Genomic DNA, 17,804 nt, shown 5'->3' on the forward strand with positions numbered 1-17,804 from the left:
GCCCTTTTACGATAAGATATTTCATTGAGCGGATACTCTTATCCCGAGCTGGCGGAGGGACAGGCCCGATGAAGCCCAGCAACCGGTTTCTCTGTAAAAAAGCAGGTGAAAACACTGTGGGAAACCAAGGTGCTAACCTGATGCAAGGTTTAATATTTTCCTTGAGCGATAAGAGTGAAAGGCACACAGACCAAACCCTTTCCTCGAGTGGAAAAGGTTTTTTTATTTCATAAAATATGCCAATTAACATTCTCTGATATAGTATGACATTGTATTAAGAGGGAGCGAGTTCCGTATCATATGAGAAGGTCTTGCAAAAGATCTTTTTTCAGGAGGAAAAGTGAATGAGTAAAAACCGTCGACTATTTACATCTGAATCTGTTACTGAGGGTCATCCGGACAAAATCTGTGACCAAATTTCTGACAGTATCTTAGATGAGATTTTAAAAAATGACCCGAACGCGCGCGTGGCCTGCGAAACATCTGTAACGACAGGACTTGTGCTGGTAAGCGGAGAGATTACTACATCAACATACGTTGACATTCCGAAAACAGTCCGTGAAACGATTAAAGAAATCGGCTACACACGCGCCAAATACGGATTTGATGCGGAGACTTGCGCTGTTTTAACATCAATTGATGAACAGTCTGCGGATATCGCAATGGGTGTCGATCAGGCTCTTGAAGCGCGTGAAGGCACAATGAGCGATGCTGAAATCGAAGCAATCGGAGCGGGAGACCAAGGCCTGATGTTCGGTTATGCGTGTAACGAAACGAAAGAGCTTATGCCGCTTCCGATCTCTTTGGCGCATAAATTAGCCCGCCGTTTGAGCGAAGTCCGCAAAGAAGACATTCTTCCGTACCTTCGCCCTGACGGCAAAACGCAAGTTACCGTTGAATATGATGAAAACAACAAGCCGGTCCGCATCGACGCGATCGTCATTTCAACTCAGCACCACCCGGAAATTACGCTTGAGCAGATTCAGCGCAATCTGAAAGAGCATGTCATTAACCCTGTTGTGCCTGAGGAACTGATCGATGAAGAAACAAAATACTTCATCAACCCTACGGGACGTTTCGTAATCGGCGGACCTCAAGGTGATGCGGGTCTTACCGGCCGTAAAATCATCGTTGACACATACGGCGGATATGCACGTCACGGCGGCGGCGCATTCTCCGGTAAGGATGCGACGAAGGTAGACCGTTCTGCGGCATACGCTGCGAGATACGTAGCGAAAAACATCGTGGCAGCAGGTCTTGCTGATTCTTGTGAAGTGCAGCTTGCATACGCGATCGGCGTGGCACAGCCTGTTTCTATTTCCATCAATACATTTGATACAGGAAAAGCTTCTGAAGAAAAACTGATCGAAGTCGTACGGAATAACTTCGACCTGAGACCTGCCGGCATTATTAAAATGCTTGATCTGCGCCGCCCGATCTATAAGCAGACAGCTGCTTACGGCCACTTCGGACGTCATGATGTGGATCTTCCTTGGGAGCGTACTGACAAGGCGGATGCGCTTCGCAAAGAAGCACTAGGAGAATAATTTTATAGCCGCTTACTTAAGCGGCTTTCCCTTTTTGTAGATGCTGCCATGCTTATTTTTTACATAGCGTGAAACCAATGGCGTAACAAAGCGTCTATAAAAAGGGGGTCCAATTAGAAAATTACACTTATGGAGGCTATACTATGTGTGGATTTGTCGGTGTTTTTAATAAGCATCCATTAACTCAAACCGCAGATCAAGAAGAGCTAATCAAACAAATGAACCAAATGATCGTTCACCGCGGTCCTGACAGCGATGGGTATTATCATGATGAGCACGTCGGATTCGGCTTCAGACGGCTCAGTATTATTGACGTAGAAAACGGCGGACAGCCTTTATCATATGAAGACGAAAAATATTGGATCATTTTTAACGGCGAAATCTATAACTACATTGAATTGAGAGAAGAGCTTGAAGCGAAAGGCTACACTTTCAATACAGATTCCGATACCGAAGTGCTCCTTGCGACATACCGTCATTATAAAGAAGAAGCCGCTTCAAAGCTTCGCGGAATGTTTGCGTTTTTAATCTGGAACAAGGCTGACCGCGTCATGTACGGCGCGAGAGACCCGTTCGGAATTAAACCGCTGTATTACACAACCATCGGGGACAAAGTATATTTTGCATCTGAAAGAAAGAGTTTAATGGCCGCTCAAAACGGTATTGATCTTGATACAGCTTCTTTACAGCAATATATGTCTTTCCAATTCGTTCCTGAACCGAGCACGCTTGACGCTGAAGTGAAAAAAGTCGAGCCGGGCAGCCAGTTTACGATCCGCCCGGAAGGCGACATCGCGTTTAAAACATATTTCAAAGCGAACTTTAAGCCTGTTCAGTCTGATGAAGATAAATTGGTGAAAGAAGTCAGAGACGCAATCTTTGACTCTGTCAAAGTTCACATGAGAAGTGACGTTCCTGTCGGTTCGTTTCTATCCGGCGGTATTGACTCTTCTTTTATCGTCTCAGTTGCGAAAGAATTTCACCCGAGCCTTAAAACATTTTCCGTCGGTTTTGAGCAGCAGGGCTTCAGTGAAGTTGACGTAGCGAAGGAAACGGCTGCCGCGCTCGGGATTGAAAATATAAGCAAAGTCATTTCTCCTGAGGAGTATATGAGTGAGCTTCCGAAAATCGTCTGGCACTTTGATGACCCGCTTGCAGATCCGGCGGCGATTCCTTTGTACTTTGTCGCGAAAGAAGCGAAAAAGCATGTAACGGTTGCATTATCCGGGGAAGGCGCGGACGAGCTGTTCGGCGGGTACAATATTTACCGCGAACCGCTGTCGCTTAAACCGTTTGAACGCATTCCGTCCGGTCTGAAAAAAATGCTTCTTCATGTGGCGTCCGTCATGCCTGAAGGAATGAGAGGGAAAAGCCTCTTAGTCCGCGGCTGCACACCGCTTGAGGAGCGCTATATCGGTAATGCGAAGATTTTTGAAGAGCCCGTGAAAAAACAGCTGCTCAAACATTACAATCCAGAGCTTTCATACCGTGATGTCACGAAGCCGTACTTTACGGAAAGCCGTTCATACAGCGACATTAATAAAATGCAGTATGTTGATATCCATACTTGGATGCGCGGCGACATCCTGTTAAAGGCTGACAAAATGACGATGGCCAACTCATTGGAACTGCGCGTGCCGTTCCTTGATAAAGTCGTGTTTGACGTGGCCTCTAAAATTCCGGATGAACTGAAAACGAAAAACGGCACGACGAAATACCTTCTGCGCAAAGCTGCTGAAGGGGTAGTGCCTGATCATGTGCTTAACCGCAAAAAACTCGGCTTCCCTGTGCCGATCCGCCACTGGCTGAAAAATGAAATGAACGAATGGGTTCGCAACATCATTCGTGAAAGTGAAACAGATGCTTATATTGAAAAGGATTATGTCCTTCAGCTTCTGGAAGATCATTGTGCCGACAGAGCGGACAACAGCCGCAAAATCTGGACCGTGCTGATCTTCATGATCTGGCACAGCATCAATGTCGAGAAAAGATTGGTGCCGGAAGAGCTGAATCATCAGCCGAAAGAAGTCATTTTCGTTTAATCCAAAAGGCTTTCGATGTTATCGAAAGCCTTTTTTTTATTGTTTTTTGTAAACCGTCTATTCCGCTCTGTTTTCGACAAAGTATTACGCAATATTCAGAAAAAGGTTATAATAGGACTAATCGGGTAGATTCCGGAAAGAGTTTTCTGGCTATTTCGTCTCGGTTTGTTGTTTCTTTGTCAAAATCAGGGGGAGGGAGAGTTATGCAAAACAAAGAAAAAACGCTTCACCGCGGCTTGGAAGAGCGGCATATCTCGCTTATGTCGTTGGGCGCCGCGATTGGAGTCGGGCTGTTTCTCGGGTCAGCTTCTGCCATAAAGCTTGCCGGGCCAGGGATTTTAGCCGCTTACGCCTGCAGCGGACTGATTATGTTTTTTATTATGCGGGCATTGGGTGAAATGGCGATTCAAAAGCCTGTAGCCGGCTCATTCAGCCGGTATGCCAGAGATTATCTCGGTCCGCTTGCCGGGTTTTTAACAGGCTGGAATTATTGGTTTTTATGGGTCGTTACCTGCATGGCGGAAATCACCGCGGTCGGCATTTATATGGGCTACTGGTTCCCTGACGTGCCGTCATGGATCTGGGCGCTTTGTGCACTCGTCATTATGACGGCTGTCAACTTTCTGGCGGTCAAAGCGTACGGTGAGCTTGAATTCTGGTTTGCGCTCATTAAAGTATTGGCGATTCTGTCAATGATCGCGATCGGTCTGGTGATGATCGTATTCGGTCTCGGAAACGGAGGCGTTGCGCTCGGAATCAGCAATTTGTGGAGCCACGGCGGCTTTTTCCCGAATGGGATTAAAGGGGTGCTGCTGTCGCTTCAGATGGTCATGTTTGCCTATCTCGGGATTGAACTGATCGGTGTCACAGCCGGTGAGGTCAAAAATCCGGAAAAATCACTGGCGCGGGCCATAGATACTGTTTTTTGGCGCATTCTCATTTTTTACGTCGGAGCTTTGTTTGTCATTATGTCAATTTATCCGTGGCAGGAAATCGGTTCAGGCGGGAGCCCGTTTGTTTTGACATTTGAAAAAATCGGAATACCCGCTGCAGCCGGAATCATTAATTTTGTCGTATTGACGGCGGCTCTTTCTTCCTGCAACAGCGGGATCTTCAGCACGGGGCGTATGCTGTTCAATCTGGCGGAGCAAAATGAAGCGCCTAAAGCATACGGAACGGTCACAAAAGGCGGTGTGCCGGGAAAAGCGGTATTGGTTTCAGCGGGCGCGTTATGCATCGGCGTCCTGCTGAACTACGTGGTGCCGGCGAAAGTGTTTACGTGGGTGACGAGCATTGCGACGTTCGGGGCGATTTGGACATGGTCGATTATTTTGCTTTCCCAAATGAAATACCGTAAAAGCTTACAGCCGGAAGAACGGAAAAAACTCAAATATAAAATGCCTTTATACCCCTTTTCCTCATATATCTCGCTGGCATTTCTGGCTTTTGTCGTTGTGCTGATGGCTTTTGATGCAGAGACCAGGGTGGCCGTCATCATCGGTCCTGTCTGGTTCGGCATATTATTAGCCGCCTATTACGGGAAAGGTTTCCATAAAAGAAAAGACATAGATCTGGAAAACGGACAGACATTCGCCGAAAAAGCGTAAAAAAAGAGCCCGGGACATGGGCTCTTTTTTTTCATAGGATCGGGCCGGCGGGGGAAGAATAAAACAAATTCCTGAACATTTTGCTTCTGTTTCCTGACAATCGGGAGAATGCAAATGGTTTTTACTTAAATAATATTTTGAAAAATGGTACAGTAGTAAAACAAAGCTGATCTTTTTTATTTCTCTTGCAGTGTTTTATAGTATCGGCCTTTTTCAACATATTCCGTTCTGATTCTTTCCATGTCCCGTATGTCTTCTTCTGTCAGCCGGCGGATAACCTTTGCGGGCCGGCCGAACGCAAGACAGCCGGGAGGAATGGTTTTGCCCGGAGGAACGAGACTTCCGGCGCCGATAAACGCGCCTTCTCCGATTTCCGCCCCGTCAAGAATGACGGAGCCCATACCGATTAAAGCATTCTTTCTGATGATTGCGCTGTGCAGTGTAACCTGATGGCCGATCGTGACGTCATCTTCAATAAGAAGCGGGCGGTTCGGGCTTTGATGCAGACAGCTCAAGTCTTGTATGCTGACTCTTTTTCCGATCCTTGTCGGCGCAACATCTCCCCGGATGACTGCCGAGAACCAGATGCTCGATTGTTCTCCGATCACGACGTCGCCCGTTATGACGGCGTTATCCGCAATGAACGCTTCAGGATGTATGTCAGGCGTAAATTGTTTATAAGGGTAGATTATCATGTCTCATCCTTCTTTCTCTAAATTTATGTAAGAGGTGAACTGCATGTGGACTTGGAAAGCAGACAGGCCCGTCGGTACCATTGTCATTATCCACGGGGCAAGCGAATACCACGGGCGTTATAAATGGCTCGTTGAAATGTGGAGATCTTCCGGATATAACGTGGTGATGGGCGATTTGCCCGGTCAGGGAACGTCGACCCGCGCCAGAGGGCATATTCGCTCTTTCCAAGAATACATTGGTGAAGTAGATATATGGATTGATAAAGCGAGAACGCTTGAAGCGCCCGTTTTCCTTTTAGGCCACAGCATGGGCGGACTGATTGCGATAGAATGGTTTAAGCAGCAGAGAAATCCCCGCATTACGGCACTCATTTTATCATCACCTTGTCTGGGTCTGCAAATAAAAGTCAATAAAGTCCTTGATTTTGCGTCTAAAGGACTGAACGTCCTCGCTCCGTCCCTCAGAGTGGATTCCGGCTTATCACCTGATATGGCAACGAGGAATGCGGATATGATTGAAGCGGATCAAAACGATTCTTTATATGTCACGAAGGTATCCGTAAGATGGTACAGAGAGCTTTTAAAAACCATTGATGCCGCTATGGTGCCGACTGATGCGTTCTTAAAGGTGCCGCTTTTGCTTATGCAGGGCGGTGATGACAAAATCGTCGATAAAATGAAGGTCCGCAAATGGTTTTCCGGTGTGGCTTCTCATAATAAATCGTACCGGGAATGGGAAGGGCTTTATCATGAAATTTTTAATGAACCGGAAAGAGAAACTGTGTTTAAGGCGGCAAAAGCCTTTACAGATCAGTATATTTGAATTCGCTGGGGGTGCATATGTTGACAGTACCGGAACATCCTTTTAACCTTATGGCAAAAGTGTATCGGGAAATTTTTCCGCTCGTTCATCAGGAATTGAACATGTGGCGGGAAAAATCAGATTCCATTAAAAATACCGAACTGCGGCAGCAGGCGGCCGCAAGTATCCGCGATAAATCGTTTCATTGTGAAGGCGGCGGCATTTTAGCCTTGCTTTCGGGAGAACAAAAACAGAAATGCGTGCAATTTATCATCGCGTATCAGACAATCAGTGATTATCTGGACAATCTGTGCGACCGCAGCACCTCGCTTGATCCGGAGGACTTCCGCATGCTTCATCTTTCCATGCGTGACGCGCTGACGGTCGGTGCCGAGGTGCGGCCGTACTATCAGTACAGAGAGGAGCGGGATGACGGCGGTTATCTTCATGAGCTGGTCAGAACATGCCAGCGGGTGCTCGGGTCAATAGAACATTACGGTATCATTAAACCTTATTTGCTTGAGCTGTGTGATTATTATTGCGATCTTCAGGTTCATAAGCATGTCGTTGAGCATGAACGCGTTCCGAGGCTTAAAGCCTGGTTTGAGCAGTACCGGTCACAGCTTCCGGAAATGGAGTGGTTTGAATTCTCGGCCTGCGCCGGATCGACGTTAGGCATTTTCTGTCTCGTTGCTTACTCATTCCAGCCTGATTTTAACGAACATACCGCTGAGAAAATCCGCAGCAGTTATTTTCCGTACATACAAGGGCTGCATATACTGCTCGATTATTTAATTGACCAGGAAGAGGATCTGCTTGAAGGCGATCTGAATTTCTGTACGTATTATCAGTCTCATGAAGAAATGATGCAGAGACTGCAGCATTTTATTGAAAAAGCGGATGAACATTTGCAAGGCATTCCGCATGAAAATTTTCACCGGCTGATCAACAGGGGGCTGCTCGGCGTCTATTTATCCGATGACAAAGTCGCCGGCCAAAAAGAAATGGGCCGCCTCGCCCGAAAGCTGATCAGGGCAAGCGGAAAAACGTCATTTTTCTTTTATATCAACGGAAGAGCCTACCGCAAATTTCAGAAGATGGCTTGGACGAAAAGTTCGTAATGGGTGAACTGCGCCTCTCGTGTACATCATGACGGCGCAGTTTTTTATTTATGATGTGAAGAATGAAACATTGTGTGCGCCTGCAGAATATGATACTTTAATTTTATGAAAAAATTAAAGTATTTAGCGGTCATAGCATTACTTTCCATTTCCGGAGGCTGCTCCGTCATCCATGCTTCCGCCGGCTATCATCCTGTCTTGATAGCGCACAGGGGCTCTTCTGCGATTGAGCCGGAACATACCGCTTTGTCTTATGCACGTGCGATTAAAGACAAAGCAGATTATATTGAGATAGACTTACGGGAGACAAAGGACGGCCGTCTGATTGCGATTCACGATAAAACGGTAGATCGGACAACAGATGGTAAAGGGATGACAGATGATCTGTCTTTGGCTCAGATTAAGAAACTGAATGCGGGAAAAGGAGAAAAGATTTTAACATTAGAAGAAATCATCCAGAAATTCGGACAAACTGCCAATTACTATATTGAGACAAGAGAAAGCAACGGCAGCCTGGTGATGGAAAAGAAACTGATTGACATATTACAAAAACATAAGCTGATTTCCAGCCATAAAGCAGTCATTGAGTCTTTTAGCGGGAAGAGCTTAAAGAAAGTTCGTTCTATGAATAAAAAAGTTCCTCTTGTTCGATTATTAAAAGATAACGAGGCTGAGGAGATAAATGATAAGCAGCTGCAAACCATCAGAACGTATGCTGATACAATCGGGATCAACGCCAAATTGGCAAATGAAGCAGTCGTGAAGCGCATTCATCACAATAAGATGAAAGTGCACGTGTTTTTTGATAAGGAAGACGAGCATACGCTGACGCCTATTATGCTGAAACAAAAAGCAGATGGTGTCTTTACGAACAATCCCGCTTATACACGCAGCGTGCTGCAAAACAGTAAATAAAAAGAGACATGCGCATTTTACGCTGTCTCTTTTTTTAACGGTTTCTTTTTTGCCGCAAGGTGCATTGCGAATTTGCCGATCAGCCCGATGACAAAAAATGCAGCAAACCACCAGTAATAGGTTTTCGCGAACTCAAATCCTAAATGTCTTGATAAAATGATGACAAACATCACATAGGGAACACTTGAAAATATGATGCGAAGAATATTCAAACTGCCGCTCCTCCCAGACGTTACACTTAAAAGGTGAACTTTTTTCCATTATTTCATAGTAATTGATTTTTCTTGAAAAGTAAACACAAAAAGAATCGGCCCGCTTATGACAGGCCGATTCTTTATTTGCCGGCAGATTTCTTTTCAATCGCTATAATAAACGGCGGGTCGTTCCGCTGGTTGAGAAAGCCGTAGCTCAGCACGCGGGCTTTTTCCTGATCAAGATTGCTGCAGTATTCCAGTAATGCACTTTTTTCCGTCTTGCCTTCAGGATGCCCGTGGTACACAACGAGAACGATCAGCCCGTTCTCCTTCAGCAGATCAAGGAGCTGTTCGATCGCGGAAATGGTTGAGTGACCGTTTGTCGTAATGCTTTTATCGCCGCCGGGCAGATAGCCGAGATTAAAGACGGCGCAAGCCACACGACCGTGCGCATCTTCAGGCAGCGATGCCTTTATTTGATCATGGCTCTTATGGTGAAGCGTGACGCGCGGGCCGAAGTCGGCACCGAGCCGCTCCTTCGTTTTAGCGAGTGCGTCCGCTTGAATATCAAAGGCATGGACATGCCCTGTCTCACCGACAAGGCCGGCCAGAAAATATGTATCATGTCCGTTGCCCATCGTCGCGTCAACCGTGATATCACCTTCCTGTGCGGCGGACTTCAGCAATTCTTTACTGAAAGGGAGGATGTGCATCAAGGTCATAGGGCGGTCTCCTCCCCGATCTTTCTGAAGAGCTTTCCTTGATAGCTTCCCCGTGTTTCCAGCTCTTTTTGAATGGCGCCCAGTACTTCCCACTTATTGACGCTCCACATCGGCCCGACCATTAATTCGATCGGCCCGTCTCCCGTAATGCGGTGAACGATCATTTCCGGGGGAATGATTTCGAGCTGATCACATACAAGACTTACATATTCTTCTTGAGAAAGGAACTCCAGCTTTCCTTTTTCATATTGCTTCACCATCGGTGTGCCTTTTAATAAGTGAAGCAGGTGAATTTTAATGCCTTGCACATCCAAATCAGCGACGGCTTTGGCCGTCTCCATCATCATGTCCCTGTTTTCAAGCGGAAGCCCGTTAATGATATGGGAACAAACGCGGATGCCGTGTTTTCTCAGTTTATTGACACCCTCAACATAGCAGTCAAAATCATGGGCGCGGTTGATCAGAAGGGCGGTCCGCTCATGCACGGTCTGCAGCCCGAGTTCAACCCACAAATAGGTCCGCTCATTCAGTTCGGCCAAATATTCCACGACATCGTCCGGCAGGCAGTCCGGACGGGTCGCGATAGACATGCCGACAACGCCGTCAAGCTCGAGGACGGATTCAAATTTTTCACGCAGCTCCTCTACCGGGGCATGCGTATTCGTGAACGCCTGGAAATATGCGATATACTTGCCGTCTTTCCACTTTTCGTGCATACGGTTTTTGATATCGTGAAATTGCGTGTGTAAGTCATCGGCCCGGTTGCCGGCAAAATCGCCGGAGCCCGCCGCGCTGCAGAATGTGCAGCCGCCGTGTGCAACCGTGCCGTCCCGATTCGGGCAGTCAAAACCGCCGTCAAGCGCGACTTTAAACACTTTATGCCCGAAATGCTCCCGCAGGTGATAATTTAATGTATGGTACCGTTTTTCCGTATTTGAATAAGGAAAAGGGTTATTCTCGTTCAATGTTCAAAAAGCCTCCCTCACATCAGATGCATCCTAAAATTGTAGCATGAATGATGGGGGTTCACAATCTGAAAACAGGATGGGGCTTTCTTTTGTTTATTATGACTCCAGGCAGGATTCTCATTCTTTTAGCTAAAACGCGGAAAATTTGGTTCTCTTTCCTGCAACCTTCGGGTGTTATTATTTTTGGTCCGCTCAAACTAAGTTTGATTTCCCATTCACTGAGGAGGGGTTTCGTTGGCAACAAGACAATCAGTAGATGAACATCTCCAAAGAAGCGAACAGGCGTATGAATTTGCGAATGAGCAATTTATGACCGCTTCAAAACAAGAGCATTATAATGATAATGAATACAGTGAAGCGCAAATGATGCTTGAAAACGCGGTGAATGAATTAAACAAGCTGTCATTATCTGCGAATGATCAGCAAAGAGAGCAGCTTTACAGAATGAGATTGCAGCTGCAGACTTTGCAAAACAATATGATTTTGCAGCGTAATTTTGATTACTGACCGCGCCGTTTCAAATGGTTCAGCAAACCTGCCGGAATCCCGGCGGGTTTTTTGTATTTCTTTTAAAAAAGAATTGACAATAGGCCTGAGTGTGTTTATTGTATTATGTGTACTACTTGATGTAATACACATAAAACACTCAAAAAATGAAATCGACATATAAATGTTAAGCATAGGGAAGGGGAACTTTCATGAAAAACAAAAGATCCGTAAAACAAGATGTGCCTCTTATTATCGCCGCCTCGGTTTTGGCCAGCAGTCTGTTTGTCGTTCTTGTCGTCATCGGTTTTCAATGGCAGAACATTTAAAGAAAGAGAGCAGCTCGTAAAAGAAAGAAGGGAAGTAAATGATTCAAATCGATCCGAGAAGCTCAACTCCGATTTATGAGCAGATCATACAGCAATTGAAAGAGCTTTGTTTAAAAGGGATCATGAAGCCGGGGGATAAACTTCCTTCTGTCAGGGAATTGGCAACGATTATTATCGCCAATCCGAACACAGTCAGCAAAGCGTACAAGGAGCTCGAACGCGATGGTGTCATTGAAACGCTGAGGGGAAGAGGAACGTATATATCGGAGAATGCAAAAACGACATTGGTTGAAGGGAAGATGACGATGATAAAAGAGCAATTGAAACAGCTCATCATCGATGCCCATTACGCGGGAGTTGAGCTGGAGAAGCTGCAGGAATGGATAAAGGAAATCAGCGCTGATGTGAAAGGAGGCAAGGATCATGATTGAATTGCGGAATCTCTCAAAAACGATAGACGGTAAAGAAGTGCTCAAAGATATTTCGCTCACCATCGGAAAAGGGGAAATTTTCGGGCTGCTCGGGCGGAACGGATCAGGGAAAACAACACTGCTCCGGCTCATTCAGCAGATTCTGCTGCCGGATCAAGGGACGGTTTTATTTAATCAGGTGGAAATAAAGCGTCATCCGAAAGTCAAACAGAATATCATTTATATGCCTGTTGAAAATCCTTTTTATGACAAGTATACATATAAACAGCTTGTTGCGATTGTAAGCAGAATCTATCCGAATTTTGATGTGACTTACGCCAATGAGCTGATGAACAGGTACGGCATTCCGGAAACGAAGAAATACCGTGAATTATCCACAGGCCTGAAAAAACAGCTTGCGCTCGTCCTTGCCTTTGCTTCACGGCCGGCTCTTATCCTTTTGGATGAACCGACGGACGGAATTGACGCCGTAACGCGTCATGACGTGCTTCAGCTTATGGTGGATGAAGTGGCTGAACGGGAAACGAGCATTCTGATTACCTCACACCGTTTAGAAGATATTGAGCGAATGTGCAACCGGATCGGGTTTTTGGAAGGAAATCAGCTGACGAATGTGATGGACTTGGATGATATGAAGGAAGAATACATGAAAATCCAAATGGCATTTGAAGAGGATGTCAACTTGATGATCAGAGAACAAAACATACCGATTCTCGACCATGCCGGTGTGTTTTATACGGTGCTGATTCAAAAGAACGATGAGAAGAAAAAGAACTTTCTGCAAGAGCTGCAGCCTAAAGTATGGAACGAGCTTCCTGTGAACTTAGAAGAAGTCTTTATCGCGAAGTTTGGAGGGAACCGGAGATGGTAGACAGGGGATTGCTGTACAGGGAATGGGTGCAGAATCGAACTGTTCTTGTGATGGTCGGCATTTTTTTAGCGGCGGTCAATCCATTTGAAGTGCTAAATACCTATCTGGTCTACCAAGGCTGTCTGGACACCCACGGAGCATATTGTAAGTTTTATGTGAATTCTTTGGATAGCGGAATGCTGAACTTAAACTGGGCGCCCGCTGTGATTTTGGCGGTTTGCTTATTCGGACTGGAGCGTACGAAAGGTACGATTGATGCGCTTTTCAGTCTGCCTTATTCCCGCGCTCAGGTGTTCCGCACTAAATTTTGGCTCGGAGCGGCGGTCATTACCGGCGCTCAGGTGATCGGCTACGGGCTGGCTGAGCTGCTCATTCTTCTGTTAAAGCCTGAGCGCGTATATTTCTTCCACCATTACAGCGTCGGAGAGATTATTGTGAGTATTTTGGCTTTTACATTGGTCGCGAGCGCAGGCTGCTTAACGGGGAATACGTTCGCCCAGCTGTTAACGGCGTTTGCCGTGTCGATATCACCATACCTGATCATTACGTTGCCGCTGTCCAATGCGGAAGTCATCTTCGGAGCCGGCATGTATGAGCTGATGCCGTCAGTGGATGCTTATATCAAAGTATACAATCTTTTTCAATATTTGAATCCGATCATGTACATGGATACAGATTGGGTATCTGCCAGCAAGTATATATTAATCATTCCGGCAGTGATGAGCATTGTATTTTATGCCATCGGGTACTTTTGCTATGTCAGGCAGCCGGTGGAACGGAACGGCCGTTTTTTTCTCTGGAGACAGCTTGACCGGCCCATTCAGGTTGTGGTGATCATCATCGCCGTTCTCGGTTTTGGCCTGGCGGGGTACTCGACGGGACAGACGATGACAGGGTATGTGGCCGGGATGCTGGTCGGAGGAGCGGTCGGATTTTTGGTCAGTTATTTTGCCATATATAAAAAAACGAAGCATGTGTAAGAAAGGAGGACCGGAATGATACCGCAGGGATTGTTGTACACAGAATGGAAGAAAAATCAGTGGTTGTTTATATGCAGCGGCATTCTTTTAATGGCGGCAAACCCTTTTTTGATTTATAACAACTACTCAACATATCAAGAATGTTTGAATAACCAAGCTCTTCAAGATTGTGAATTCGTTGTCAATTATACGAATGGGTCGCTTCTTTCCTTCAGCTGGATTGTGAGTGTCATCATTGCCGTCTTCTTATTAGGCTTGGAACGGACAAAGGGAACGATGGATGCTTTGTTAAGCATGCCTTACAGCAGAGGCCAAATCTTTCAGACTAAATTCTGGCTCGGCGGGGCAGTCATTGTTGTTCCTCAGGCGATAGGCTATGGAGCGGCGTCATTGCTGATATCTTTGCTGAAACCGAGCCATACGTACGATTTTGATCATTTTTCAATCGGAATGATTGTCATCAGTTTTATGGCTTACGCCTTGTTAATGGCATCCGGAGCAATAACGGGACATATATTCGCCCAGCTGTTAACGGCGTTTACCGTAACGATTCTGCCTTTTTTACTCATCGGTCTGCCGGCCGCGAATTTGGAGGTCGTTTTCGGTTTTAGTGTCGGAGATCAATTTTCTTTTATCAGCAGTTATATCGAATCCCGTCTTTTTATATTTGTAACCCCTATTGGATATGTGTTTAACGAGTGGATCAGAGAAAGGGATTTGGTTTTAATCATTCCGATGATGATGAGTCTTGTCTTTTATCTGATCGGTTACGTCAGCTTTCTGAAACATCCGAATGAACGGAACGGCAGATTCTTTCTATGGGGAAAATTGGACCGTCCGGTGCAGATTTTGGTGATTGCGTTTGCCGTTATGGGTTTCGGCGTTTTCGGATATGGGGTCACAGACACGATGTTCGGCTATTTAGCCGGCATTATCTTCGGCGCGGTTATCGGGTTTTTCATCAGTTATTTTACGGTTTACAGGCAGTCAAAGCATATGTAGATCCGTTTGAAAATGAGCAGTTTGGAGGAAGGCAAGGTGCCGATTAGCGGTTTGCTTTATAAAGAATGTAAGCAGCGGCAGACGCTGCTGCTGCTTACAGCGGGGTTCTTATCTATCTTAGGCCCTTTGGCAATTATAAATGAGTATTTTCACTATAAGGATTGTTTACGTGCACTTCAGCTGTACCCGGGGTCAGTTTGTACATTCAGCATCGATTACAGCAATTATCGGAATTTGATTGGGCTTCATTTCATTCCGCCGGTTGTTATGGGGCTTTTTCTGATAAGAGCAGGCCGGGCTGAAAGGATGTTTACACTGAGTCTTCCGTATTCGAGAAGCCGGATATTTCATACGAAGTTTTTCTTGGGAGCAGCCGTGTTAGCCGGCTCGCAGTTTGTTTCTTACGGAGTATCCGACATATTGTTTCTAGCGCTTAAACCTGACGCTGTCCATCATTTTCAATCATTCAGCGCAGGGATGCTGGTCATCAGCTTGATGATTTACGCATTAGTGACAGCTGCCGGCACGATAACGGGCAATTTAGCGGCGCAGCTGATCACAGCGTTCACGGTTTCCGTCTTTCCGATCGTGGTTATGACGATTTACCTGTTAAACGCTGAGTTCCTTTTTGGCAGGCAGGCTGTGCCGGATATTGATTTCCCTTGGAGCGGATTTCTGATCTATTTCATGCCTGCGGCTTACATCCATACATCATGGATGTATTACATGAAACACGCATTGTTCATCTCCGCATTAATGGGATTTTGTTTCTATCTATTCGGCTATGTGAATTTCCTGAAAATGCCGAATGAACGAAGCGGACATTTTATCCTGAGCAAACACATTGAACGCACCATTCAAGTGCTCGTCATGTCGCTCAGTATGATGGGAAGTGCGGGGGTATGCGGATATGCTTATAACGGTTCGTATACCGGTTACATATTCGGCATGCTCATCGGTGCGGTTATCGGGTTTTTCATCAGTTATTACTTCATCTATAAAAAAACGAAACAGATATAAGGGGGAGTGGTGTACGTGATAGAGGTACAGCATATCGATCATTCATTTAAAATCGGCAGGAAAGGCAGAGAGAGTGAGGTTCCGGTGCTGAAGGATGTCTCTTTGACCGTTGAAAAAGGGGAAATTGCCTGTATCGTCGGGCGGAGCGGTTCCGGAAAATCAACGCTTCTGAATTTAATTTCGGGATACATAGCGCCGACAAAGGGCCGTATCGTCATTAACGGCACTGATGTGACGGGTTTCAATGAAAAAGAGTGGGCGCAGTTCCGCCTCGGGCATTTCGGCTTTATTTTTCAAAGCTTTCAGCTCATTCCGAGTCTGACAACCTATGAAAATGTTGAAATGCCGCTTGCCTTAAAAGGCGTCAAACCGTCTGAACGCAAGCAGAAAGTCGCGGATATGCTGAAACGGGTCGGACTTGAGAATCATGCGAATCATTATCCGAATGAGCTGTCAGGCGGCCAGCAGCAGCGTGTCAGTATCGCAAGAGCCCTCATTTTAAATCCGTCAATTATTTTAGCCGATGAGCCGACGGGAAGCCTCGATTCAGAAACGGAACTTGAGGTGCTTGCATTAATTCAGCAGCTGAACCGGGAGCGCGGGATTACATTTGTCATCATTACGCATGACGATGAAGTCGCTTCGATCGCGCATTCAAAATTCCAGCTGCATGACGGTGTATTAAAAGGGGGCGTTACTGTTGAGATTTAAGGATCAGATTCACTTTATCAGAAGAAATATGAAGAAAAACCGGCTGCGTGTTTTCATGACGGTGCTGGCGACGACAATGGCGTGCGCGTTTTTAGTGGTGCTGGCTTCCGTCGGATTCGGCATCCAAAAAACGATTACAGACATTACGATGAGCCAGCAGATTGTTACGGAAATCAATGTGCTCGGCCAAGAAAACGGAAAAGCCGTGAAGAAATCAGACTTGGAAAAGTATAAAAATGTAAAGTCTGTCGTTGAAAGAACACAAGTGTATGAACCGAACAAAGCGTCATTGGGAAATCGAACAAATGAAGATTCAGCCATTGTGCTGACAAACATGAAAGATGAAGTCAAAGCCAATATGGAGCTTGATCAAGGAAGAGTCGCCCGCACAGAGAATGAAATCGTGGTCGGCTATGATTTTGCGAAGAACCTATTGACGAAAAAAGAGGCTGACGCTTACGACAAAGAGTTAAAGGATCACCAAGGCGACATGTCGGAGGTGAAAAAACCAAAAGGCTATACGAAAGACCTGCTTAATAAAACGATACAGCTGAGCATCTCCAAAACAAACAAAGACGGAGACGTTGAAAAAACGAAAACGTACGACTTCAAAGTAGTCGGAATTACAAAAAAACCGTCCCAAGATTGGATGGAGGATACAAATATTTTTGTGAGTGATCAATTCAAGAAAGACTTCTCGACATTCTTGGATCTGAAGAATGGAAATGCGGAAAAAAGCATCAATGTGTATGCGGACAAATTCGATCATGTCGATCAGCTTACCCATGACCTCACGGATGACGGCTTTTATGTCAGATCTGTCACAACCGAGCTGAAGGGCGTCAACACGTTTTTCCTCGTCTTTAAAATCGGTCTGATCTTTGTCGGCTTTATCGCCGTCGTGATTTCTGCCATCGGTATTTTCAATACGATGACGATGGCGGTGACGGAACGAACGCAGGAAATCGGGATTATGAAAGCGATCGGCGCAAGCCCGTCCATCATCCGCAGAATGTTCCTGATGGAAAGCGCCTATATCGGGATATTAGGTTCTGTCATCGGGATTATCATTTCTTACGGAGTGAGTTTTGCCGTCAATCTGGCTGTGCCGGTTATCTTGAAAGCGGTAGGGGGAAACACCGGAGCTGAAGATCTTCATTATACCTTCTCCTATATCCCGCTCAGCCTCGTTGTGATCGCAGTTGTCATTTGTGCGGGGGTCGCGGTGATTTCCGGTATGAATCCGGCCCGCAAAGCGACAAAAACCAACGTTCTGACCGCATTAAGAAGAGAACTGTAAAGGAAAAAAGCCGGCTGGACATCAGCCGGTTTTTCCTCTATCTATCAGAAAAGGGCGGATA

At 45.9% G+C, this 17,804-nt stretch carries 18 protein-coding genes and 1 riboswitch; of the genes, 14 read left to right on the forward strand and 4 right to left on the reverse strand.

What is annotated here, in order from left to right; genetic code table 11:
• Positions 1 to 35: 35 nt before the first annotated feature.
• A riboswitch (SAM riboswitch) is annotated at positions 36 to 175 on the forward strand.
• Between the two features lie 169 nt (positions 176 to 344).
• From metK to alaP, 3 genes are all read left to right on the forward strand, one after another.
• Positions 345 to 1,547: a methionine adenosyltransferase gene (metK, locus tag G9F48_RS10175; RefSeq protein WP_003152253.1), complete on the forward strand. Its 1,203-nt coding sequence runs from the start codon at positions 345 to 347 to the stop codon at positions 1,545 to 1,547.
• 143 nt (positions 1,548 to 1,690) lie between these two features.
• Positions 1,691 to 3,589, forward strand: coding sequence for an asparagine synthase (glutamine-hydrolyzing) (gene asnB / locus G9F48_RS10180; RefSeq protein WP_165409445.1), 1,899 nt, complete (start codon positions 1,691 to 1,693; stop codon positions 3,587 to 3,589).
• Between the two features lie 203 nt (positions 3,590 to 3,792).
• Positions 3,793 to 5,196: an alanine permease AlaP gene (alaP, locus tag G9F48_RS10185; protein ID WP_043867361.1), complete on the forward strand. Its 1,404-nt coding sequence runs from the start codon at positions 3,793 to 3,795 to the stop codon at positions 5,194 to 5,196.
• A 176-nt stretch (positions 5,197 to 5,372) separates the two neighbouring features.
• Here alaP and G9F48_RS10190 read toward each other — a convergent pair whose 3' ends face one another.
• The gene (locus G9F48_RS10190) at positions 5,373 to 5,888 is read right to left on the reverse strand and encodes a gamma carbonic anhydrase (protein WP_029326247.1); all 516 of its coding nucleotides are present in this window, start codon (positions 5,886 to 5,888) and stop codon (positions 5,373 to 5,375) included.
• A 46-nt stretch (positions 5,889 to 5,934) separates the two neighbouring features.
• Between G9F48_RS10190 and G9F48_RS10195 the strand changes: the two genes are divergently transcribed.
• From G9F48_RS10195 to G9F48_RS10205, 3 genes are all read left to right on the forward strand, one after another.
• Positions 5,935 to 6,714 carry an alpha/beta hydrolase gene (locus tag G9F48_RS10195; RefSeq protein WP_156735679.1) on the forward strand — a complete coding sequence of 260 codons (780 nt, stop codon included), beginning with the start codon at positions 5,935 to 5,937 and terminating at the stop codon, positions 6,712 to 6,714.
• 20 nt (positions 6,715 to 6,734) lie between these two features.
• Entirely contained in the window at positions 6,735 to 7,814 is a 1,080-nt protein-coding gene (locus tag G9F48_RS10200; protein WP_003152263.1) for a tetraprenyl-beta-curcumene synthase family protein, read from the forward strand.
• A gap of 105 nt (positions 7,815 to 7,919) precedes the next feature.
• On the forward strand, positions 7,920 to 8,729 hold the full coding sequence (locus G9F48_RS10205) for a glycerophosphodiester phosphodiesterase family protein (RefSeq protein ID WP_165409446.1): 810 nt from the start codon (positions 7,920 to 7,922) through the stop codon (positions 8,727 to 8,729).
• Positions 8,730 to 8,746: 17 nt separating this feature from the next.
• Here the strand turns inward: G9F48_RS10205 and G9F48_RS10210 are convergent, their stop codons facing one another.
• The 3 genes from G9F48_RS10210 to G9F48_RS10220 all read right to left on the reverse strand — a co-directional run bounded on the left by G9F48_RS10210 (position 8,747) and on the right by G9F48_RS10220 (position 10,610).
• Positions 8,747 to 8,941, reverse strand: a complete 195-nt coding sequence (locus tag G9F48_RS10210; RefSeq protein WP_003152265.1) for a hypothetical protein — start codon at positions 8,939 to 8,941, stop codon at positions 8,747 to 8,749.
• Positions 8,942 to 9,063: 122 nt separating this feature from the next.
• Positions 9,064 to 9,645: a tRNA (mnm(5)s(2)U34)-methyltransferase gene (locus G9F48_RS10215; protein ID WP_165409447.1), complete on the reverse strand. Its 582-nt coding sequence runs from the start codon at positions 9,643 to 9,645 to the stop codon at positions 9,064 to 9,066.
• Positions 9,642 to 10,610, reverse strand: a complete 969-nt coding sequence (locus G9F48_RS10220; RefSeq protein WP_165409448.1) for a TIGR01212 family radical SAM protein — start codon at positions 10,608 to 10,610, stop codon at positions 9,642 to 9,644. The genes G9F48_RS10215 and G9F48_RS10220 overlap by 4 nt, the downstream gene beginning before the upstream one ends.
• A 237-nt stretch (positions 10,611 to 10,847) precedes the next feature.
• Between G9F48_RS10220 and G9F48_RS10225 the strand changes: the two genes are divergently transcribed.
• The 8 genes from G9F48_RS10225 to G9F48_RS10260 all read left to right on the forward strand — a co-directional run bounded on the left by G9F48_RS10225 (position 10,848) and on the right by G9F48_RS10260 (position 17,743).
• Entirely contained in the window at positions 10,848 to 11,120 is a 273-nt protein-coding gene (locus tag G9F48_RS10225) for a YtzC family protein (protein ID WP_003152272.1), read from the forward strand.
• Positions 11,121 to 11,466: 346 nt separating this feature from the next.
• Positions 11,467 to 11,859 (forward strand): GntR family transcriptional regulator YtrA, encoded by a 393-nt coding sequence (ytrA, locus tag G9F48_RS10230; RefSeq protein WP_003152275.1) that lies wholly within the window; start codon positions 11,467 to 11,469, stop codon positions 11,857 to 11,859.
• A complete protein-coding gene (locus tag G9F48_RS10235) occupies positions 11,852 to 12,730 on the forward strand; it encodes an ABC transporter ATP-binding protein (RefSeq protein ID WP_015418048.1) in 879 nt (292 codons plus the stop codon). The genes ytrA and G9F48_RS10235 overlap by 8 nt, the downstream gene beginning before the upstream one ends.
• The gene (locus tag G9F48_RS10240; protein WP_165409449.1) at positions 12,724 to 13,710 is read left to right on the forward strand and encodes an ABC transporter permease subunit; all 987 of its coding nucleotides are present in this window, start codon (positions 12,724 to 12,726) and stop codon (positions 13,708 to 13,710) included. Before G9F48_RS10235 ends, G9F48_RS10240 begins: the two co-directional genes overlap by 7 nt.
• Before the next feature lie 15 nt (positions 13,711 to 13,725).
• The gene (locus G9F48_RS10245; RefSeq protein ID WP_165409450.1) at positions 13,726 to 14,712 is read left to right on the forward strand and encodes an ABC transporter permease; all 987 of its coding nucleotides are present in this window, start codon (positions 13,726 to 13,728) and stop codon (positions 14,710 to 14,712) included.
• Between the two features lie 36 nt (positions 14,713 to 14,748).
• Entirely contained in the window at positions 14,749 to 15,732 is a 984-nt protein-coding gene (locus G9F48_RS10250) for an ABC transporter permease (protein WP_165409451.1), read from the forward strand.
• A gap of 15 nt (positions 15,733 to 15,747) precedes the next feature.
• Positions 15,748 to 16,443 carry an ABC transporter ATP-binding protein gene (locus G9F48_RS10255; protein ID WP_003152281.1) on the forward strand — a complete coding sequence of 232 codons (696 nt, stop codon included), beginning with the start codon at positions 15,748 to 15,750 and terminating at the stop codon, positions 16,441 to 16,443.
• The gene (locus tag G9F48_RS10260) at positions 16,433 to 17,743 is read left to right on the forward strand and encodes an ABC transporter permease (RefSeq protein WP_003152283.1); all 1,311 of its coding nucleotides are present in this window, start codon (positions 16,433 to 16,435) and stop codon (positions 17,741 to 17,743) included. Before G9F48_RS10255 ends, G9F48_RS10260 begins: the two co-directional genes overlap by 11 nt.
• Positions 17,744 to 17,804: the final 61 nt, after the last annotated feature.

The organism is Bacillus sp. EKM420B (assembly GCF_011065565.1).
Classification (GTDB): domain Bacteria; phylum Bacillota; class Bacilli; order Bacillales; family Bacillaceae; genus Bacillus; species Bacillus velezensis.